This window comes from Microcystis sp. M44BS1, from assembly GCF_020244875.1.
Taxonomy (GTDB): Bacteria; Cyanobacteriota; Cyanobacteriia; order Cyanobacteriales; family Microcystaceae; genus Microcystis; species Microcystis panniformis.
This window is the reverse complement of the sequence record NZ_JADBVM010000059.1, coordinates 1-3,203: the sequence shown is the minus strand read 5'-3', so window position 1 is coordinate 3,203 and position 3,203 is coordinate 1. Positions and strand designations below refer to the sequence as shown.

Genomic DNA, 3,203 nt, shown 5'->3' with positions numbered 1-3,203 from the left:
GACAAAATGCCCAAATTGTGGTAGGGACGAAATGACGAGATTTAGCATCATCTCTAGTTCCAGTGTTTCCTAAAATCAGAGACTTCCTGCCTCACCCTTAAGATAACTGCTAGAGTTGTTTTTTCTTGTATTTGAATTGATCAAAATAAATTTATTTGATGTTGTCTGTGGAGATTTTTTGGGTAAGTAGCTGATTATAATCTAATTGAAACCACTTACTTAGGGCTTGCTGAATAAATGTGAAATGTAGGCAACGTAAGGGTTTTGGGGCTTTTCTCGCAAAACAGGTGCAAGATGTTGAGAGAATCGTCGTTCAAAACCTCGCGTCTTCATCGGCCCGCGTCCTGTAGGGGCGAAGCATTCGGGCAATAACCTATCGGTGAAACCGGAGATTTTCTATCCGAATGCTTCGCCCGTACTTTTTCAGCAAGCCCTACTTAGGCAGTATTTTGTTAAGTAAAGAGCCGCTATGTACGTTTTAATTGGTGGGGCGGGAATGGTGGGGCTAGGTTTAGCCCAACAGCTTTTAGACTTGGGACACACCGTCGCCATCGTTGATGTGGACCCATTAGCTTGTCGGTTTGCCCGGGAAAAAATCGGTGTCATGGCCTTTGAGGGGAGTGCTGTCAGCACAAAAGTCCTGTTAGAGGCGGGGATTCGACAAGCTAACGCGGTTGTTGCCGCATTGAGGGACGATGCCATGAATCTAGCCCTAGTTACCTTGTCTAGAAGTTATGGCATTTCCCATATTGTGGTGAGAATGTGCGATCGCGAGTTTCTCGAGGCCTATCGTCTTGCTAGAGCTAGTCACATCATCAGCACGATTGATTTAGCCGTTGTCACCATGGCTAATGCGATCGAATACCCCGAAGTAGAATCGATGATGCACTTTGAACAGGGGCAAGTGGAGGTGCTAAAACTGCCCGTCCCCAAGGATTGTTATGTAGCTGGGCGTACCGTTGCCCAAATTGCTCAAGATGCCAACTTTCCGACCGGTTCGCTGATTATTGGCTATCAGTGTCACCCTTGTGCCAGTTTAGAGATTCCCAACGGCAATACCGTCCTAGAAGCCGACTCAACTATTTTAGTAGTTACTCGTCCGGAATTCGTCAAACCTATGATCGATTACCTCGGCATTCAAACTAATCATCGTCCAACGATAGAAGTTTCTCATCCAAACCTTTAACGTAGGATTGTACCAAGTCTTCCGGTACAATGCGTTTGCGAAGTGCATCCCCCAGGGCTGCTTTCTCAGCGAGGAACAATCGTCGTCGAATGGCATCTAGTTGACTGTTGTTAGGCGACCTTTGCCCCGATCGAGACTGATTATAAGCATCCCGCAGCAGCCGTTCCGATACCGCCACTTTTGCCTGATAAGATGCCCACAGTTCTTCGTACACTGCTTTCGGTAAAACACCCGATTTCAGTAAATTGGCTAACTCATCTTGTGCCGCTTTCGACGCAATCAACTGCAGCTGTAACTGTCCAATATCCCGTGTTACTGCCGAAACCTGACTAATATTGAGCCTCTTAATTAACCAGGGTAAGGCTAATCCTTGGATAACCAGAGAAAATAACACAGAGCCAAAGACTAGCTCGATGATCAATTCCCGCCCTGTTAGAGCCAAAGGAATGGCAACCGCTAGGGCCATGGAGAGTGAACCCTTGATGTTGCCCAAAATCAGAATATGTTGCCAGCGTAAGGGGATTGGTCGATCGATCCAGCGAAGTACCGATAGTAAAGAATACACTGACAGAATACGCCCCAATTGATAAGCCAAAATGACCAGCACAATCGATGGCAAGGTTTGCCATAGGGTCAAGGGGTTGATTTCAATGCCAATAAGCAGAAAAATAAAGGTATTGACGATAAAACCAGCATATTCCCAAAAACTGATCAGGGTAATGCGATCGGATGCAGAGGCGCTGCGAGGCAGCCCCAAGTTACCAAAGACAAGTCCGGCAATAACTACTGCCACCGCTCCCGATACACTCAAAAACTGCCCAAGTTGAAAAGCTCCCAAGGCAAGCGCAACCGTAAGCAGCAGGCTACTCAGCGGATCCCGTAAGCGCACATAGATAGGCAGACACAGGTAGCCTAGTACAGCGCCCACTAATCCCCCACCCAGAGCAACGATCAACACTTCCTTGATGACTTGTGTAGTGCTGATGGTTCCAGTCGCGTAAATCACCAAGAGCAAATTAAAGGTGACGAGTGCGGCTGCATCATTGAATAGTGTTTCCCCTTCCACAATAGTCGAGAGCCTAGAGGGAACCCGAATTTCCTTAAAGACGGCAATTATCGAGACAGTATCGGTATTTGCTAGAATCACTCCCACCAGTAAGGCGGGAATCCAATCTAGCCCCAAGCCAAATTTTACCAAAACCGCAATAATCGCCGCAGAAAAAACCGAGCCGGGACCTGCGAGCAGTGCGATCGGTTTAAAGGTACTGCGAAGACGGCTGATATCGGTATTAATCGCCGCTTCAAAAATCAGAATCGGCAGAAAAAGGTTAAGCACTAAAAACGGATCTAAGCCAATACGACGAGATAACAGATCGGTAATCGGTAATCCTGCTAAGACTAAACCTGCTACATAGGAAATGCGTAATCGCTGGGTTACTAGAGCAACGGCAGTGGCAATCAGTAGCAGCAGGATCAAGACAAGAACCAGTTCAGGAATGTCTCCCACCGTTTGGCTGTTCACAGCAGAATTGCTATCGAAGGATTTTTGTTGTGCTGCCCAGGCTACTAATAATTCTCCCCTCATAGGACGATTTTACCGAGAATTAAGAACTTGACTATTTTTATAATATAAGGGGGGTTATGGCAGTTACAGCCTTTCTCAGATAGATACGGTTAGTTATTGTTGCTAAGTAGGTAGGCACAATTATTTGTAGGATGGGTTAGCGGTAGCGTAACCCATGCGGGCGTTGGGTTTCATGCTTCAACCCAACCTACGTTCATTTTATATTTAATTCCACCCAGCTACTTAAAATACTTGATGAGTAAAGATTAATTTGTACTTCATCTCTAGGAGAAAGAATGAGAAATTTTCTATTTACCCGGTGATTGCTGTGGGGAGGGAAAAGTTAGAGGCAATCGGGGCAAAATGATAAGTATTTTATATGCAAATACCTTCAATACTTAAAAATATTTAAATTTACAATTGGTAATATTTATTTTTACTCAAGAATTTATT

2 protein-coding genes are annotated in these 3,203 nt (G+C 45.3%); one reads left to right on the top strand and one right to left on the bottom strand.

The window, feature by feature from the left end; all coding sequences use genetic code 11:
- Positions 1 to 469 precede the first annotated feature (469 nt).
- On the top strand, positions 470 to 1,186 hold the full coding sequence (locus IM515_RS03515) for a potassium channel family protein (RefSeq protein WP_271954984.1): 717 nt from the start codon (positions 470 to 472) through the stop codon (positions 1,184 to 1,186).
- Here the strand turns inward: IM515_RS03515 and IM515_RS03510 are convergent.
- Positions 1,143 to 2,771: a cation:proton antiporter gene (locus IM515_RS03510; protein WP_287629057.1), complete on the bottom strand. Its 1,629-nt coding sequence runs from the start codon at positions 2,769 to 2,771 to the stop codon at positions 1,143 to 1,145. The two genes, IM515_RS03515 and IM515_RS03510, sit on opposite strands and share 44 nt — an antisense overlap.
- Positions 2,772 to 3,203: the final 432 nt, after the last annotated feature.

Coding starts and splice junctions, on each gene's coding strand:
- IM515_RS03515 (WP_271954984.1), top strand. CDS start 470: ATGTACGTTTTAATTGGTGGGGCGGGAATGGTGGGGCTAGGTTTAGCC.
- IM515_RS03510 (WP_287629057.1), bottom strand. CDS start 2,771: ATGAGGGGAGAATTATTAGTAGCCTGGGCAGCACAACAAAAATCCTTC.